The 16886-nt window shown below is 49.6% G+C and carries 13 protein-coding genes; 8 read left to right on the top strand and 5 right to left on the bottom strand.

The window, feature by feature from the left end; translation table 11 throughout:
• Window positions 1-29: 29 nt before the first annotated feature.
• Window positions 30-1574: a response regulator gene (locus SY83_RS04425; protein WP_068604616.1), complete on the bottom strand. Its 1545-nt coding sequence runs from the start codon at window positions 1572-1574 to the stop codon at window positions 30-32.
• A gap of 217 nt (window positions 1575-1791) precedes the next feature.
• Here SY83_RS04425 and SY83_RS04420 point away from each other — a divergent pair, with 217 nt between their 5' ends.
• The 4 genes from SY83_RS04420 to SY83_RS04405 all read left to right on the top strand — a co-directional run bounded on the left by SY83_RS04420 (window position 1792) and on the right by SY83_RS04405 (window position 7999).
• Window positions 1792-2769, top strand: coding sequence for an ABC transporter permease (locus SY83_RS04420; protein WP_068604615.1), 978 nt, complete (start codon window positions 1792-1794; stop codon window positions 2767-2769).
• Window positions 2770-2797: 28 nt separating this feature from the next.
• The gene (locus tag SY83_RS04415) at window positions 2798-3688 is read left to right on the top strand and encodes a carbohydrate ABC transporter permease (RefSeq protein WP_068604613.1); all 891 of its coding nucleotides are present in this window, start codon (window positions 2798-2800) and stop codon (window positions 3686-3688) included.
• Between the two features lie 114 nt (window positions 3689-3802).
• A complete protein-coding gene (locus SY83_RS04410; protein ID WP_231891374.1) occupies window positions 3803-5449 on the top strand; it encodes a type 2 periplasmic-binding domain-containing protein in 1647 nt (548 codons plus the stop codon).
• A 72-nt stretch (window positions 5450-5521) separates the two neighbouring features.
• Window positions 5522-7999 carry a carbohydrate-binding protein gene (locus SY83_RS04405; protein WP_068604611.1) on the top strand — a complete coding sequence of 826 codons (2478 nt, stop codon included), beginning with the start codon at window positions 5522-5524 and terminating at the stop codon, window positions 7997-7999.
• A gap of 55 nt (window positions 8000-8054) precedes the next feature.
• Here SY83_RS04405 and SY83_RS04400 read toward each other — a convergent pair whose 3' ends face one another.
• A complete protein-coding gene (locus SY83_RS04400; RefSeq protein ID WP_068604609.1) occupies window positions 8055-10094 on the bottom strand; it encodes an alpha-galactosidase in 2040 nt (679 codons plus the stop codon).
• A 153-nt stretch (window positions 10095-10247) separates the two neighbouring features.
• Here SY83_RS04400 and SY83_RS04395 point away from each other — a divergent pair, with 153 nt between their 5' ends.
• The 3 genes from SY83_RS04395 to SY83_RS04385 all read left to right on the top strand — a co-directional run bounded on the left by SY83_RS04395 (window position 10248) and on the right by SY83_RS04385 (window position 11773).
• Window positions 10248-10985: a spermidine synthase gene (locus SY83_RS04395; RefSeq protein WP_068604606.1), complete on the top strand. Its 738-nt coding sequence runs from the start codon at window positions 10248-10250 to the stop codon at window positions 10983-10985.
• Between the two features lie 99 nt (window positions 10986-11084).
• Window positions 11085-11324, top strand: a complete 240-nt coding sequence (locus SY83_RS04390; protein ID WP_197479971.1) for an AbrB/MazE/SpoVT family DNA-binding domain-containing protein — start codon at window positions 11085-11087, stop codon at window positions 11322-11324.
• Complete coding sequence (locus SY83_RS04385; RefSeq protein WP_068604602.1) at window positions 11318-11773, top strand: type II toxin-antitoxin system VapC family toxin; 456 nt, start codon at window positions 11318-11320, stop codon at window positions 11771-11773. The genes SY83_RS04390 and SY83_RS04385 overlap by 7 nt, the downstream gene beginning before the upstream one ends.
• 92 nt (window positions 11774-11865) lie before the next feature.
• On the opposite strand, the gene SY83_RS04380 is transcribed toward SY83_RS04385, so the two are convergent.
• The 3 genes from SY83_RS04380 to SY83_RS04370 all read right to left on the bottom strand — a co-directional run bounded on the left by SY83_RS04380 (window position 11866) and on the right by SY83_RS04370 (window position 14987).
• Window positions 11866-12981: a serine hydrolase domain-containing protein gene (locus SY83_RS04380; protein ID WP_068604601.1), complete on the bottom strand. Its 1116-nt coding sequence runs from the start codon at window positions 12979-12981 to the stop codon at window positions 11866-11868.
• A gap of 162 nt (window positions 12982-13143) precedes the next feature.
• Window positions 13144-14022 carry a carbohydrate ABC transporter permease gene (locus tag SY83_RS04375; protein WP_407944613.1) on the bottom strand — a complete coding sequence of 293 codons (879 nt, stop codon included), beginning with the start codon at window positions 14020-14022 and terminating at the stop codon, window positions 13144-13146.
• A gap of 17 nt (window positions 14023-14039) precedes the next feature.
• Window positions 14040-14987: an ABC transporter permease gene (locus SY83_RS04370; RefSeq protein WP_068604597.1), complete on the bottom strand. Its 948-nt coding sequence runs from the start codon at window positions 14985-14987 to the stop codon at window positions 14040-14042.
• 152 nt (window positions 14988-15139) lie between these two features.
• On the opposite strand from SY83_RS04370, the gene SY83_RS04365 reads away from it, so the two are divergent.
• Window positions 15140-16879, top strand: coding sequence for a sensor histidine kinase (locus SY83_RS04365; RefSeq protein ID WP_197479970.1), 1740 nt, complete (start codon window positions 15140-15142; stop codon window positions 16877-16879).
• Window positions 16880-16886: the final 7 nt, after the last annotated feature.

Below are 16886 nucleotides of genomic sequence, written 5' to 3'. Positions count from 1 at the left end.
AGCCAACCTTCTTTATCCAAAAGTGGGACTTACAACAATTTCTTGCGGTATTCATTCGGCGTAGTACCCTTATGTCGTTGAAACAGGGAGCAGAAATAGGATACATTCTCATATCCGATTCGGTTCGATATTTCATGAATCTTCAAAGAATGGTCTTTCAGCAGTTCGGTGGCTTTGCGCATCTTGGTATCTGTGATGAAATCATGCAAGGTAACCCCGGTCTTTTCCTTAAAGACGGATCGCAGGTAATTTGGAGACAAGTACACCTGCTGGGCCAAATCGTTTAGCGTAAGCGGTCTGCCGAGATTGTCCTCAACGAATTGTTTAACCTGGTTTACCACCTGAGTATACCGGTCGCGGTCCCGCAGGAGGAGATGCCGGATCATCGCCTTGAAACGGTCAGTTAACAGGGATTGCAACTCCAGAGCCGTGGTACTCTTGGAAATCTGCCCCCACAAGCTTGTTCTGCTTCCGAGCAGGAACGGAAGCTCCCCGTCTGAAGAGAATAGTTCCCCATACACTCCAAGCAATAGTTGGTATGCATGAGAACACACCCAATGCTTATCCATGAGTAACTCATGGAGCACCTGAAAGTGTTCGGCCAAGTGTTGAATTGTAAGCTGCTCATCCCCGTTACGAATAGCATCCCCAAGTCGTGCCGTTATTCCTTCTAAAGATACCGTTACATCCGCGTCCGCTGGCAGGTGGATTTCCATCGGGGTAAGCAAGGCATCGCTGCCCGCATAGAATCGATGCTCGGCAAACTGCCGGCATACATCGTATTGCCGCGGAAGTTCAGTTATGCTGTATGCTTTAAGACCTGTGCCGATGGCTGCTGCGGTATTGAACTTCTCTTGAAGCCTTATATTTAACTCCGTTAAGAAAGTCCTGTCTTCGAAAGCAGCTTTGTCTCCGGATGAAAGGAGAGCAAGCTCGCCCTCTTTCATTTCAATCACTGTAATTGATTGCGCTTTCAAAAGGGTCGAATCTAACAGCCAGGCAACAACCGAACCGTGGTTATAAACGGGCTCCAGCAACATGCAAGCCAGCCGCAATTGGGTACGTTCGAAGGAGTAGGAGGGCATCACCTGCTCAAGCTCAAGCATGAACTTCTGTTGAAGAACCGGTTCTTTCTCCAAGAGCATCTGTTTCCAAAGCTTCATTCTGCGCAGGTCGACGTCCTGTTCCGTGAATTTATCCTTCTCAAGACTGCGGACTGCATCCCTCATCACTTTATTTAATTCCGCAAAGTCGATCGGTTTCAATAAATAGTCCGACGCTTGAATCGTAAGGGCTTGCTTAATGTATGTAAACTCATCGTAGCCGCTCAGGAAGACAATCTTGACATGAGGATACAGGCGTCTGGCCTCAGCCGCGAACTCCAAACCATCCATAATAGGCATCTTCACATCGGTCAGGATGAGATCCGGTCGGTGGATTGCTGTCAGGCGCAACGCCTCTTTGCCGTTCTTGGCTGTAGCGGCCACTTCCATACTTAAGGATTTCCAGTCTACAAAGTCAACAAGCGAATCCAGAATCAGCCTCTCGTCATCGGCAATAAGAATGCGGTACATAAGCTGGATGCCACCTTTCCTGAGCTGTAATTGGTGCTGATTTCATTGTAGGGGATACCCTGCCGGAACACAACGACGCCGATTCAACATCTTTAATTCGGAATATGTTTCTGTATATTTTGGTATAGATATGCCCCTTAGGGTCGACTTATAATGTGGAGCATGGAAGCGAAAACGGTTACATGAAACCATTACAAAGCGGGGTGTGCCAAGACATATGAATACTACTTTAGCGAGACCGAAGCTCCATCGGGGCAAATCTCTAAACCGCGGCAGCAGCTTATGGCGGAAGGTGCTGGAGCAGAAATATCTGTACCTGATGATCCTGCCGGCGCTGATCTGGGTCATTATATTTGCCTACGGACCGATGTTCGGGCTGTATATGGCTTTTATTAACTACTCTCCGGGAGGGGGCTCGTTCTTCTCCCAATTTTTCCACAGTGAGTTCATCGGGGCGGATTGGTTCAAGTACTTCCTGGATAACGGCGATTTCTATCTGGTCATGCGCAATACGCTGGCGCAGAGCCTGCTGACCCTTCTCTTCGGCTTTCCGGCACCGATCATCCTGGCTTTGCTCATTAATGAGATTAGCCGCAACACGGTGAAGAAAGTGTTCCAAACTGTATCGTATCTTCCGCATTTTATTTCCTGGGTCATTGCGGCTAACATCATTATCACCATGCTTAGTTCCGATGGTCTGATCAACAACATACTGATGTTCTTCGGATTCGTGAACGAACCGGTTCGATTCCTGCAAATAGGTCCTTATTTCTGGTGGATCATCGCTCTGTCGAACACCTGGAAGGAGATGGGTTTTGGCGCGATCCTGTATCTTGCGGCCATTTCCTCTATCAATCCTGAACTTTACGAAGCTGCCCGCGTCGATGGAGCCAACCGTGTTCGGCTGATGTTTCATATTACGTTACCGGCGCTCATACCCACCATTGTCGTTATGGCCATCTTGTCCATCGGCGGTATTCTCAATGCCGGCTTCGATCAGCAATACCTGCTTCAGAACGATACCGTATTGCAATATTCGGATGTCATTGATACGTATACGTACCGCTACGGCTTGCAGAACTCCATGTTCTCCTATGGGGCGGCCGTTGGATTATTCAAGTCCGTAGTTTCATTCATCTTGGTTGTAACCGTAAACTCTATTGCGCGGAGAACCAATGGGCAATCCCTATTTTAAACCAACACAGCAGTAAGGAGGGAAATCTATGAAAACAAGAAGCATCGGAGAATCGGTATTCCTCCTGGCGGTATACGCAATCCTTGGCTTCGTATTCTTCATCACATTGTATCCGTTCTGGAACATTCTTGTTTTATCGGTCAACAATGCTTCAGATACGATGAGAGGGGGCATCTATTTCTGGCCGCGTGAATGGGATTTCAGCAGTTTCCGCCAAATTTTGTCCGATTCCGAGATTCTGAATGCCATCAAAGTTACGCTTGCCCGGACGATTATCGGCACACCGCTAACCCTTATTGTCATCTGTCTGTTGTCCTATCCTCTTAGCAAAAAGGACCTGGTGGGCGGAAGGCCGATTACGCTGCTGTTCATCTTCACGATGTATTTCAGCGGAGGGCTGATTCCGTACTATATGATTCTTAAGAGTGTTAACCTCATTGACTCGTTCTGGGTTTACATCCTCCCCGGGTTAATGAATGTGTTTCATATGATACTCGTTCGAACGTTCATGCAGCAGCTGCCGGGCGAACTTGAAGAATCCGCGAAGATTGACGGCGCCAACGACTTGCAGATATTCTACAAAGTCATCTTGCCTCTGTGTTTACCGGTATTGGCTACAATCGGTATGTTCACCGCAATCGGGCACTGGAACGCGTGGTTTGATTCCTATGTGTTCACCTACAAGCCGAGTTTGAAAACACTGCAGGCCGTTCTCGTCAAAATTCTGAATCAATATCAGACCAGCAACATGGTATCCGATGCCCAGAAGATTGCCGATTCAGCCAAGAAAATGGCGGTTTCCTCGGATTCGATCCGGATGGCCGCAACGGTGGTATCCACATTGCCGATCATCTTGGTGTATCCGTTTTTGCAGAAATATTTTGTCAAAGGAATGACGTTGGGCGCAGTCAAAAGTTAATGGATTGGCGATTCGCTGGTGAAGGAGGTGACAGAGCGGGCGGCGAACGGTAGGATGTCAGGCATATTTAAAAAGCTAAATGAAATTTAAACATGATTATAGGGGGAACACGGAATGCGCAAAATGTATAAAGCCACAACGCTGTTGTTGATTAGTATGATGATCTTGTCCTTGTTGGCAGCCTGCTCGGGCAATACCAAGAATGAACCTGCAGCGAACAATGCCCCGAATTCTTCGGAAGGCGCAACAGCGAATGAAGGCGGGAACGCTCCGGAAACGGAAGAGCCGCTTAAGCTGACTTTCTTCGATAAGAACACAGGAGACACATTTACGAATGACGTGGCCAAGGAAATTACCAAGCGGACCGGGATAACGCTGGAGATTCAGCAGCCAACCGGAAATCCCGCGGAGAAACTAAACCTGATGCTCGCGAGTAATGATTTGCCGGATATCATCCTTATGGATCGCGGCAGTGACATCGTGAATAAATACATTGCGGCGGGCGCAATTCTTCCGTTAAATGACCTGATTGATGAGCTGGGACCGGATATTAAGACGATGTACGGCGACACATTGAAGAAAACCCGGTATAAAGACGGTAAAAACTATTACTTGTCCAACTGGTATGGGCTGGATAAAGATCCGGTATTCGGGATGAATATCCGACAGGATATATTGCGGGAATTAGCCCCGGATAAAGCCGACGGCGGCGTTCCGTTCACAACGGATGAATACCTGGCATTATTGAAAGCGTTTAAAGCGAAGTATCCTCAAATCGACGGGAAGAATACCGTTCCTATAACGATGAACGCTGAGAACATGGGAGCCATGCTGGCAACGTTCAAAGGGATGTGGGGAATGAAGACGTACTACGAAGATAACGGACAACTGAAATTTGATGTGAAAGATCCCCGTTATCTCGAAATGTTGTTGTATATGAACAAGCTGTATACGGAAGGGCTGATGGATAAAGATTGGGCGATCAGCAAGAAACAGACTTGGGAACAGAAGCTGTCGAACGGTTTCGTATTCTCTTCTCCCGGGGCGTACTGGGATGTAGGCGCTTCGAATACGTCCCTGAAGAAAGCGGGCGGCGGCGAAGAGAAGCAACTGTTCGCTTATAAAGTGGTTGCGCCGGGAACAGATCCCGCACAGACTACATTCGGTCCGCGCGGCACGATGGGCTGGGATGCGATTGCCATTTCCAAGACGAATAAAGATCCGGAAAGAACGATGAAGTTAATTAACTTTCTGGCTAGTGAGGAAGGACAGTACCTACTCTTGTGGGGTATTGAGGGCGTGCACTGGGATATGAAGGACGGCAAGCATGTGCCGAAACCGGAATTGATTCAGCAGTTCAAAGAAGATTGGGACGCAACCGCGAAGAAAACCGGAGTCCGCAAATGGGCGTGGTTCATTAAGAACGGCAACGGTTCTGACGGGACACCATATGATATGCCGGGCAAATATGACCGCGGCACGGACGCCAAGATGGCCACGAAGAGTTTGCTGGATTCCGTATGGGACAGCTCTCCTTATGACAACCTGGGACCGGAAGGCGGAACGCCTGATTCCCTGATTAATCAGAAAATCCAGGACATCTTCAAGCAACAGATTCCAAAAATTATTATTTCCGCCAGTGCCAATGATGCTAAAGCCAATTACGATAAGATGTTAGCGGATATGAAGGCGGCCGGAGACGAGAAGATTGAGAAGATCATCAATGAAAAGTATCAGGAGAGATTGGAGTTGTGGAAATAAGTTGAAGTTGGAGCGGGAGGCTCAAGCAGCCTCCCTTTCCATATAACAAACCAATATAAAGGAGGAAATGTAATGGGGAAGAAGAGGTTCATACAATGGATGTTCACCGTATTATTAGTTCTTGTGTTAGGAATCGCTCCGATGAACTTGACACCGTCTGTGCAGGCTGCTCCGACCGCGTATGAGGCGGAGGCAAGCGGAAACCTGCTGACAGGCGGGGCCGTTGCCGGTACTTGCGCGTCGTGTTCCGGCGGTTCCAAGGTCGGATATTTGGGTAATGGCGGCACGTTACAATTTAACAACATCGCCGGAGGCACCGGCGGAACGGCGAGCCTGACGATTTATTATACGGCGGGTGACGCGACAAGAGCCGCGACTCTTAACGTAAACGGATCCGATGTAACTACGGTTCAATTCCCTTCTTCGGGTGGGTGGAGTACGGTCGGCAGTCATTCGGTGACGATATCGCTGAATTCCGGCAGCTCCAACACGATTAAATTCTACCGGAACGGCGGCTATGCGCCGGATATCGATAAGATTGAGGTCAATACCGCCTCCGGGACTAGTACTTCCTACCAATATAATCAAACTTCAGTAGTAGACAGCAGTTCGGAAACCACCGTGACGAACGGTACGGTCAAGGTCATATACAACAAAACCAGCGGACTGGCCGATTACTATTTCAACAATGTGAAGAGAATGTCGAATGTCTATAGTGAGTTTGCTTCCTCCGCAACTTACAAAAGTAAGAATTACAGCACGCATACGTTTTCCACCTCTGATGTGGCAACGTTCACGGATTCATTCGGAACGGGTACCCGAATTACGTTCGTGAACCAATCAAGCGGGCAACCCGCGTTACGACAGAACTTCTACTTCTATGACGGTAAGCCTTATTTCTTTACGGATCTGAACGCTACGAACAGCGCTCAGTTAACTTCTAATTATATGGCCCCGATCAAGAGCGATGCCCAGGCCGTCATTCTGAACGGAAGTCAGAACAAGCGTGTTTTGCTCGTGCCTTTTGACAATGACCGTTTCCGGCGATTCAACGCAACTAGCGTGAACGGTTCGGGAAACAGCTACGAAGTAACTGCTGTGTATGACAACGATAGCCGTAACGGCGTCATTCTGGGTTCCATAACCCATGAAACATGGAAAACGGGGATTTGGTACAACGGCGCAAATAACAATGTTAACGAATTGCAGGTATACGGTGGGGCCGCTGATGGAAACACCAGTGACTTACAGCCGCACGGCAGTATAACGGGAACCTCCATCTGGTCGCCAAAAATATCGGTGGGCTACTACAGTGATTGGAGAGACGGGATGGAGGAGTTCGGACGCATTAACGCGCTACAGAACGGAACGATGTCATGGAATGGCGGTGTTCCGTTCGGGTGGAACAGCTGGGGCACGGTGCAAACGGGATTAAACTACAACAATGCCGTTTTCCATTCGAATTGGATTAAGAATAACCTGCAGAACAACAGCTTTAACAGTAACAATACGGTTTATATTAACCTGGATTCCTATTGGGATAATCTGACCGAACAGCAGCTGACCGACTTTGTGAATACCGTGAAGAATAACGGACAGAAGGCAGGGATTTATTGGGCGCCCTTTGTTTATTGGGGAGATAATACTTCACAGTCTGTAGAAGGTTCCAATTACGTGTACGGGGACATCATGTTGAAAAAATATGACGGCAGTTATTTCGGAAATAGTGTCGACGGAGCCCACCCGGTGGATCCTACGCATCCCGGAGCCAAGCAACGGATGAATTATTATATTGATAAATTCAAGAGCTACGGTTTCGAATTCATTAAGCTGGACTTTCTCTCTCATGGCTCCTTTGAAGGGCTGCACTATGACAATAACGTGAAGACGGGCATACAGGCGTACAATCAAGGCATGGCATATGTCCGTGACCGCATTGGGGGAACGATGTTTATTTCGGAATCCATCGCGCCTATTTTTCCAAGTCAATATGCGCACGCGCGGCGTATCTCCTGTGATGCTTTCGCGTCCGTCGCAGATTCGGAATACGTGCTGAACAGCGTAGCTTACGGATGGTGGCAGAACGGTACGATCTACAAGTACACGGATCCCGATCATATGAAGCTTAGCTCCAACCTTGAAGAAGCAAGAACCCGAGTGAACTCCGCGGTTATCGCCGGTACCGTTTTTCTGAACGGTAACGATTTACAAGATTCAAACCAGCAGAACATGGCTTTATCCTTATTGACCAACGCCAATGTGAATGCGGTTGCGCGTAAAGGTAAAGCGTTCCGGCTGATTGAGGGCAATACAGGGACGTCAGCGGCAGACAGCTTTGTATTGAACGACGGTGGCATCTATTACTTAGCTTTATTCAATTATAACACCGGGAGCAGCAAGTCCATGTCGATTAACTTAGGTCGGGCCGGTTTGAGCGGAAGCACCTCCTATACGGTCACAAACCTATGGGATAACAGCAGCTCCACGGCATCCGGAACGTTGAATGTGACGCTCGGACCTTCCCAGTCCAAGCTTCTGAAGTTGAACTAACACATAAAAACCGTCTCCCGCAGAAGCGGGGGACGGTTTTTACGTGTCAACATGATCAGGACAAAACGATACGGAACATCTGTGCTTCGGCCGGTTTAAGAGGGACATGAAACGTTGTAGTGTGCGCCAGGGATTGTTGTGTAGAAACGTTGGTGACGATATACCCTCGTTTAGGTGACAGCCCTAGGGTTTCCACAGAGATTACTTTAACAGCTTCCAATCGATCCGAGTAATTAAATACGGCAACATAGCAGCTGTTATCGTTTTCCGTTAAGACGAACACGTCGCTTGCGCCTTCGCCGATATCCGAGAGAATCGGCCGGAAAGAGCGGCCATTGGCGGCAATGCGGTTAAGCTCCGGATGCCCAAGGATATGCTTTGCGCGTTCACGGGCTTCCGGCATCCGGAGATCATCCCCCGCCATCATCACCGTACCGCTTACGACGGAAGCCAAGAAGCGGGAATAGGCCTCTTCCTCGGTTGTGGGGCCGGCGTTATAGCTTTGATAAAGTACGGTATGATCAGGATCATTAAATCTGTATAATGTGTTGTTCATCCACCAGCCGAAGCTGACGGAATTGAGCATGTACGCGGTGTCATCAATATGTCCGAAGGCGTCACAGGAAATGCGGCGGCTGTGGGCGAAGGCATAAGGGAATATCGGCGCAATCGAAAGGTTAATGAAGAAAGGCCGGCCGATTCGACCAGGCGCAACGCGGTCTGCAAGACGCTTCATCGCAGCGCTGTAAGCCGCGGTCCCCGTAGGGATGTCCGGGTTGTAATGAGCGCCTTCCAGGGCTCCATGGGTGAGGAAGTCGAGCTTGATATAGTCAAAGCCCCATGCTGCGAATTGATCCATCTTCTTGTCGATCTGCTCCAGAACATAAGGATGCGTGGAATCCACAGGCAAACCTCCGTCAATGGGAGGCAACACGTTGCCTTCCTTATCCTTCAGCAAGATGTCCTTAACCGTCCAGGTTCCGTCGCCATCTTCCAACACCCGATCGAGATCCCTCGACCAATAGGCAAAAGGCGTCCAGTAAATGCCGGGTTTATGACCATTCTTCTTAACATACTGTACGGCGTTCAAGAGCTCCTCTTCGGACAGATTGTTCCAGAAAGCATCGAAGTTGATGTATACACCTGCTTCGGCGCCGAAACCTTTATGCTCGAGGTGGTCCTTAATGAAGTCCGACGCCGTTACATACACCTCAGCATCCAACTTAACGCCGACAGCCGCCCAGCTGTTCCAGCCGAAGGGTACGCCGTGGTCCCAAGGGAGCGCGGGTTCGTTAATCGCATTGGCCGTGCCGTACGCCTCCAAGCCGTTTCGGTAATCGTCGAAAAATCCGACAAACATACGAGGCGAGGAGACCGATGGACCACGGACGATCCCATGAAGTTGCGTATCGCGGGTTGTTGTTGAAGCGAAGCCGCAGAACAGGGATAATTGGCGCAAATGGTTGTTTTCGCCCTCCGTGCGCACACCTGTCTTCCAAAGATCATGCGAGACCGAACCGAGAATGAGTCCTCGCCCGCTCAGCGGCTCAATAATCCCGCCGACTTCACTGCTGTCGCGGGCTGCCGCAATCGTATAGGCGCCATAAGTTTCATACATATCGTTGTCGTATGGGATATACAGTGACTTCGCTGTTCGTTCCAGTTTCATCCCGAAGCGCCCGCCTGTGGAAGAGTCCATAACGAGAGGGGCGATGTAGCGGGTTGCAATGCCGTCAGGATGGCTCAATACAGACTGAAGAAAGAAATAAGGCAGCTCTTCATACACGCAGAAGGTTGTGGCTGCGGTTAATCCGTTAGCGTATAAAGCTGCAATAGTGAAGCAAGCTCCTGTTCCATGACCGTCAGTAATTGGCGTTAAAGCAGGTTCTTGTATGGTATGGTGGATGGCGTCCGTAGAACGAATGAGCTCACCATCAGCTTCGAAAGCATAGTGTAATTCACTCAGCAGAGGATGCCCGGACCATGAAGCAGACCATGTCCCGTGTGCAGTGTCAAAGGACAGTTGAATAACGCCGTTATCAAGGGCAACGGATGTGTCTGAGCGCGTAAATTTTATTTTTTCTAATTCAATCATAGGCTGATCTCCTTTATCATTATGGAATAGAACGACATACTCTAATTATAAGAAACTAGTAGTTAGCGCTTCCATAACTGAAAGTGAAGATCAATACCCTAAACTGAGGAATGTTAGAGCAATTTGTACTGAACATTAAAGGAGATTAACACCATGCGTTTACTGGCAAAAGAGTTCGACAACCACCACGAAATTCTCGTCTACGAAACAAACGAGTTGTATGGCGAGCGAGGGAACTTTCGGGTGCTGCAGTTTTCCGGCGATGCTGTTCAAGGGGCACTGGATCTGAATCATCCAGAGCGAATCGTATTCGAGTACCCGCGGGCGATGATTCATCTGATGGAACATAATCATCCGTCGTTTGAGCGGGTGTTTGTGATCGGACACGGGATCGGGACGCTTGCGCGCCACTATTCGGAGAAGCACTTTAAGATCGCCGAGTTGAACGAGACAGTGGTGGCGTTGAGTCGGCAATATTTTGAATATAACAAGGATGATGTTGTGATTGGGGATGGACGGCAGCTTCTGTCGCAGGAGGCGGCATCGGTATACGATGTCATCATTCTGGATGCGTTCACGGACCAAGGCACCCCGCGGCATTTGACGTCAAAGGAATTTTTCAACATGGCCAAAGAGAAGATGGACGAGGAAGGCATGGTGCTACTGAACCTGATTGGAAAAGGGGAGGGCGACAGGCTGATTCATGCTATACATACGACGGTGGGAGCGGTGTTCGCGTATACCAAGAGGTTTGTATTGCCTGCGGACGGAAAGCGTGATGTGATCAACACCCTGATTGTTGGGCGGAATCAGCCGATTGAGCACCAAACGCGTCAAATGGCCGGGTTTATGGAGACGGGTTCGGTTGCGGGTCATGTGATATGGGATTGAGATGATAAAAGCGTAAATGCGTAGGATTAAAAAGTGGTTTGTGTGATAAAATAGATAATAGTAAGACACGCGGGAAGTTGGTGAGATATGGATTCCATCTTGAAGTTAGAAAGCGAGATTCGCACTAAATATCAAATTACAATACCGGAAGAGATTCGGGTTAAAGCCAAATTAACCGTAGGTGACACGTTATTATGGCAATATGATGAAGTGCATGAGGACATTATTGTGATGCCAAAGCCTAAGTCATTTTCCGAAAAGTTATGGGGTCTTGGCAAAGAAATATGGGCCGGTGAACCCGGGGACGAGTACATACGGAAGGAGAGAGATCCATGGTGATACCCTTCTCTTCTGTAAAGAAAATAGCGATAGATACGAATATTTTTATATATGTTTTTGAAGAGAATCCGGCCTTTGGGGAGCAAGCCAAGCAATTATTGGAACAAGTTGAAGAAGGACTATACACTGCGGTTACTTCCGCCATTTCATTAGCTGAAATCCTGGTAAAGCCGGTTCGGGACGGGAATTTAACGCTGGAAAAACAATATAAATTGTTGTTCGCTCATTTTCCGAATTTATTTGTTGCGCCGGTTGACACGAAAGTTGCGGAGAGAGCCGCTTTTTTAAGGGGGAAATATGGAATAAAAATGCCGGATGCTCTGTTAATTGCGACTGCGATTGTTGAGAATGCTGAGGTATTTGTAACCAATGACCTGCGATTAGAGCAAGTTGAAGAAATCCCATGTCTCCGACTCGACCAACTGCAACACAAAGAGGAGCGGGCGTAAGCCAGCTCCTCCTCTTGCACGCTGACCAGCGGATGCAGTTCTGGTCGGAATGACCGGAACTTACCGATGCGCTGCCCGTGTCGATATGGTAACTATGCCAAACTCATCAGCACGTTGCTGAGTTTGGCATAGTTACGGCCGTCGCTGTGCAGGCGCCGGCTGTTGGTCAAGATCACCCCGACCGCGTCCCACGCCGGGTCGAGGAAGAACATGCACCCGCTGAAGCCGTTATGACCCATCGCCTCCGGAGAGGCGAAGTCGCTGAAGCAGCGGTGCACATCCACGTTCGTCGCGCCATGCAGATCGCGCGACGTCCGCTTCCAAAACAGCGGCGTCCGTCCGAAGCGGCCGCCAGTCACCTCGCGCAGCATCAACGCCGTTGCTGCGCCCGAGAAGATCTGGCGGTCCTCATAGCGACCGCCGTCCAACAGCATGCGGCCGAATCGCATCAGATCGGCCGCCGTGGAGTGCAAGCCGCTGTCGCCCGTCACGTCCAGCCCGTCGAGCTGCGTCTCCGGCTCCAGCGACTCTTGATGCAGGGGCAGCACTTTAATAGCTGCCCCTCCTGGAACGCTTCCAGCCGCATCCGTCTGCATAACGTCCGTGGCCGGCTTTCGCCCCGTCCCATCCTCGCGTTCCTCACCCGCACTCGCCCAGACACGCTCCGGCTCAAACGTGCTCCGCCTCATCCCCAGCGGTCCGAACAACTGCTCCTGCGCAAATTGCTCCAAGCTCTGCCCTGTGACACGTTCCAGCACATCCATCAGAACGGAATAGCCAAACGTGAAATACGAATTCGCCTCATCCGGCGCGTAGCGTAAATAGTCAATCCCGTAAAGGGTGTTCAGGTACGCATCGCGCTTCCCCTTCTTCGGCCACTCCACCTGAATGTCCCCGTCCAGTCCGCTCGTGTGCGTCAACAGTTGCAGTAAGGTCACTTCAGCAAACTTAAACTCCGGTATATAACGCTGCACAGAATCGTGTAGAGACACCAAGCCTAACTCCGCAAGCTTCACTATAAGCGCGCTCGTGACGGGTTTCGTAACCGAGCCTACATTAAACAGGGTATCCTCTGTAATCTCGGGAGCATCCAGCGCAAAACTTGCCCGCCCGCTCAACTGCTCATACACCGGTTGCCCCTTCACATGATATGAAATCGAGCAACAGGAAGCTCCGAATTCCTTGCCTACAATATGTTCCAAAAGCATAACCATACGCTCCTCGCCTCGCCAACTCGTACAACCCGCCGGCACTAGCCGCCCGACCAGTCAACTCGTACAATCCTTCCGCATTACTTTCCTCGCTCAGCCAACTTGTACAACCCGTCCGCACTAGCCCTCATCCTGCCAACTACCGCCACACAACCAAACCTACTCCTTCACTGCCCCCAGCACCATGCCCTTCACAAAATGCTTCTGCAAGAACGGATACACCAGCAGCACCGGGATCACCGCGATGAAGATTTGCGCCGCCTTCACCGACCGCTGGGTCAGCTTATCCGCATCCTGAACGTTCGTGATCAGATCCTTCAGATTCTGCTCAACGACGATGGTCTGCAAGTAAGTTGCCAACGGATGCAGCTCCGGCCGGTTCATGTAAATTAACCCGTCGAACCACGAATTCCAGTGCCCGACCAGCGTGAACAGGGTCAGTGTGGCCAGAGCCGGCTTGGAGATGGGCAGATACACGTTCCACAACGTTTGCAGCTGATTGGCGCCGTCGATGAAAGCCGCTTCCTCCAGCTCCTTAGGCACATTGCGATAGAAGTTCATCAGCAGAATCATGTTCCACACGCTCACCGCGCCCGGGAGAACCAGCGCCCAGACGGAGTTGTTCAGCCCCAATTTGGACACGACGATATAGGTTGGTACCAATCCGCCGCTAAACAGCATCGTAATGATGAAGTACCATGCGAACGCCGAGCGCCCCCGAAGAGCGGTCGAATCCTTCGACAGGGGATAAGCCGCGAGAATAACAACAGCCATAGAGATGAACGTCCCCAGAATGACCCGCTCGAACGAATTCCACAGAGACGAGATAAACACAGGATTACTAATGGTTTTCTGATAAGCATCGAGGTTAAATCCGACCGGCCAGAAGTTGACCAGATTCGCATTAACCGAGGCCTTGTCACTGAAAGACACCGCAAGAATATGCACCAGCGGGAGAATGCACATCAGCCCGAGAAGAGCGATCAGAATGGTATTAAACACGGTGAACGTGCGATATGACGCTGTTTTGTAATACATGGGAGGCATCCTTTCTTCTAGAAGATTCTGTAGTTTCCGTACCGGTAAGCCAAGCCGTAAGAAATGACGATCAATACGGTGGAAACAACGGATTTGAACAACCCGAAGGCCGCGCCAAAGCTCAGTTGACCGCTCTCAATGCCCATACGGTACACGTAAGTATCAATAATATCGCCTTTGGAATACACCAATGAGCTGTAGAGGTTGAAGATCTGGTCGAAGCCGCCGTTAAGCACGTTGCCAAGCGAAAGCGTACCCAGCACGATGGCCATCGGTATCAGAGAGGGAATGGTGACATGAACCGTCTGCTTCCACCGGGAAGCTCCGTCCACCTCGGCCGCCTCGTATAGGGAAGGATTAATGCCGGCCAATGCGGCCAGATAAACAATGGTCGAGAATCCGAATTCTTTCCACACGTCACTGACAATCGCCGTGAACCGGAACCAGTCGCCGTCACCCAGGAAGAAAATCGGCTCGATACCGAATACCCCGATGAAGCGATTCACCAGACCTCCTGAAGGAGACAACAAGTCCAGCAAAATACCCCCGAGAATAACCCAAGACAGAAAGTGAGGTAAATACACCAGAGTTTGGACGCTTCCTTTAAACGCCTTGTTTCGTACTTCATTCAGCATTAGCGCGAAGACGAAAGGCACAATGAGTCCGGCGATAATTTTGCCGCTCGCGATAATCAATGTATTCCAAATAACTTGAATCGCATCCGGAAAGCTGAGAATCGTTCTGAACTGCTCAAGTCCCACCCAGGGCGATTTCGTAAAACCGAGCCATGGCTGATACTCCTGGAAAGCCATCACTAAACCGCCGATCGGCAGGTAAGAGAAAATAAAAGTTAGAATGACCGCAGGCAGCATCATCGCGTAAAGCAGCGTATTACTTCTCCGCGAAATTTTCTTGCGGTTCATCTTCGGCGCAACGGGTCGGATTTCAATATTCGTGTCGTTCATCGGTGCATGGCTCCTTTTCTGTATGATTCGCTGTATAATTAATTTATATCTTTATTGTAATTTGTGGCCTTGTCGGGAACCAGAATACAATTTGGTCATCTATAACGTTTTGTTCATCAATTATCGGGAACGGGGTCTGGGTCGTGCTAAGCTTGAAGCTGAATATATTCTCGAAGCTGTTAATACTGTTATCTTTTATCCTGTTTCCGGTGGTCCTGCTTTACGGTTATTCCAATTGGACAAGCGTGAATGTCATCAAGACCCAGATTCAGGAGCTGAACTATAACAGGCTGTCTTTCTTCATGGATCAGGTGGAGAGCAATACGGATCAGATCGCGGTGCTCACGTCTGTTTTTGCCAGGGATTACTCGGTACAATCGCTGCAAGCCCGAAATAATTTCTCAACCTATAATGAAATTTCTTCCCTCAACGCGGTGGAGCACAAGCTCAGGCTGCAGCAGCTGGCAAGTCAATGGAAGAATCAGATTGTGCTGTACTATCCTCAGGCGGGGCTGATCGTACCGAATAATCTGGTGTCTAAGGAATCATTTCGTCTGAAGGACATTATCACCAACAAGCCGAAGATGTGGGTGTACGAGAAGGCGGAAGGCGGAGCCAACACCGGTTACCAATTCACACATTATGTTGTGGACAATTACTCGGATGATCCCGGCGAGATTTTGCAAGTGACCAAGGCCTATTTCTCAACCAAGATCTTAACGGACATGCTCCATGAATTTAATCAAAATAAAGCGGGAGAAACGTTCCTGTACCATCCCGTTCACGGTGACTTGTCCAACCCGGACCAACCGGTAAGACATAAAGCGCAGCTTATGCAACTCCTGCGGACGAAACCGCTTGAATCCATGCGAAATCAGACGGTCGAGTTTGAAGGACAGGCCTATATGGTTAACGCGCTGAAATCCGATAATCTGGATTGGTACCTGATGGACGTCGTGCCGATCAACAGCATTCTTTCGCCCATTACGCAGAACCGGAATTTATTCTACTCTTCCATAGCCGTCTTGCTGCTGCTGGGAACCTTGGCTTCCATGTGGTTGTATCGAAACGTGCAGGTGCCGATTAAGGAACTGCTCATGGCCTTCAGACGGATGCGCCACGGCGATTATTCCGTGAGAGTGGAGAGAGCAACCGGGGGCGAATTCGATGACTTGTTCTCCGGTTTTAACTATATGGCGGATGAAACGCAACACTTGATTGAGAAGGTGTATACGGAGCAGCTGCAATCAAAGGAAGCGAAGCTCAAACAGCTTCAGTCGCAGATTAATCCGCATTTTCTGTATAATTGCTTGTTTTATATTATGAATATGGCTACGCTCAAGGATGAGGAAGCGGTGGTGGCGATGTCGCTTAATCTGGGTGAATACTTCCGCTATACGACACGCAATGAGAATCAAAGAGCTACTGTGGAAGAAGAGATGAAGCTGGTACAGAATTACCTTGCGATTCAACATCTTCGGATGCAGAGACTTGAATATGAAATTAAGGTGCCCGAGAGCATGCTGGGCTTGGAAATTCCTAGACTCAGCCTGCAGCCGATTGTGGAAAATTCGGTCATTCACGGTATCGAGCCCCAAATCGGCGACGGCCGCATAACGATAACAGGCGTTAAAGAAGGGGAGGACAACCGCATTATCGTTGAAGATAACGGTGTCGGGATGTCGGAGGAAGCGCTTGAAGCGCTCCTGGACAAGATCCATGGCTCCCATCATGAGGAGATGGGGTATGGCGTCTGGAACGTACATCAACGACTGATCTATCGATTCGGGGAGGACGCGGGATTGGCGATTGAGCGGTCCGAGACCGGCGGTATGCGCTTCGTGCTTCAGTGGCGGGATAACGAAACTATAGATAAAGACAGGCAGGAGTGAGCAAGAA

It is taken from the genome of Paenibacillus swuensis (genome assembly GCF_001644605.1).
Taxonomy (GTDB): domain Bacteria; phylum Bacillota; class Bacilli; order Paenibacillales; family DY6; genus Paenibacillus_N; species Paenibacillus_N swuensis.
This window is presented reverse-complemented; position numbering and strand designations above follow the sequence as displayed.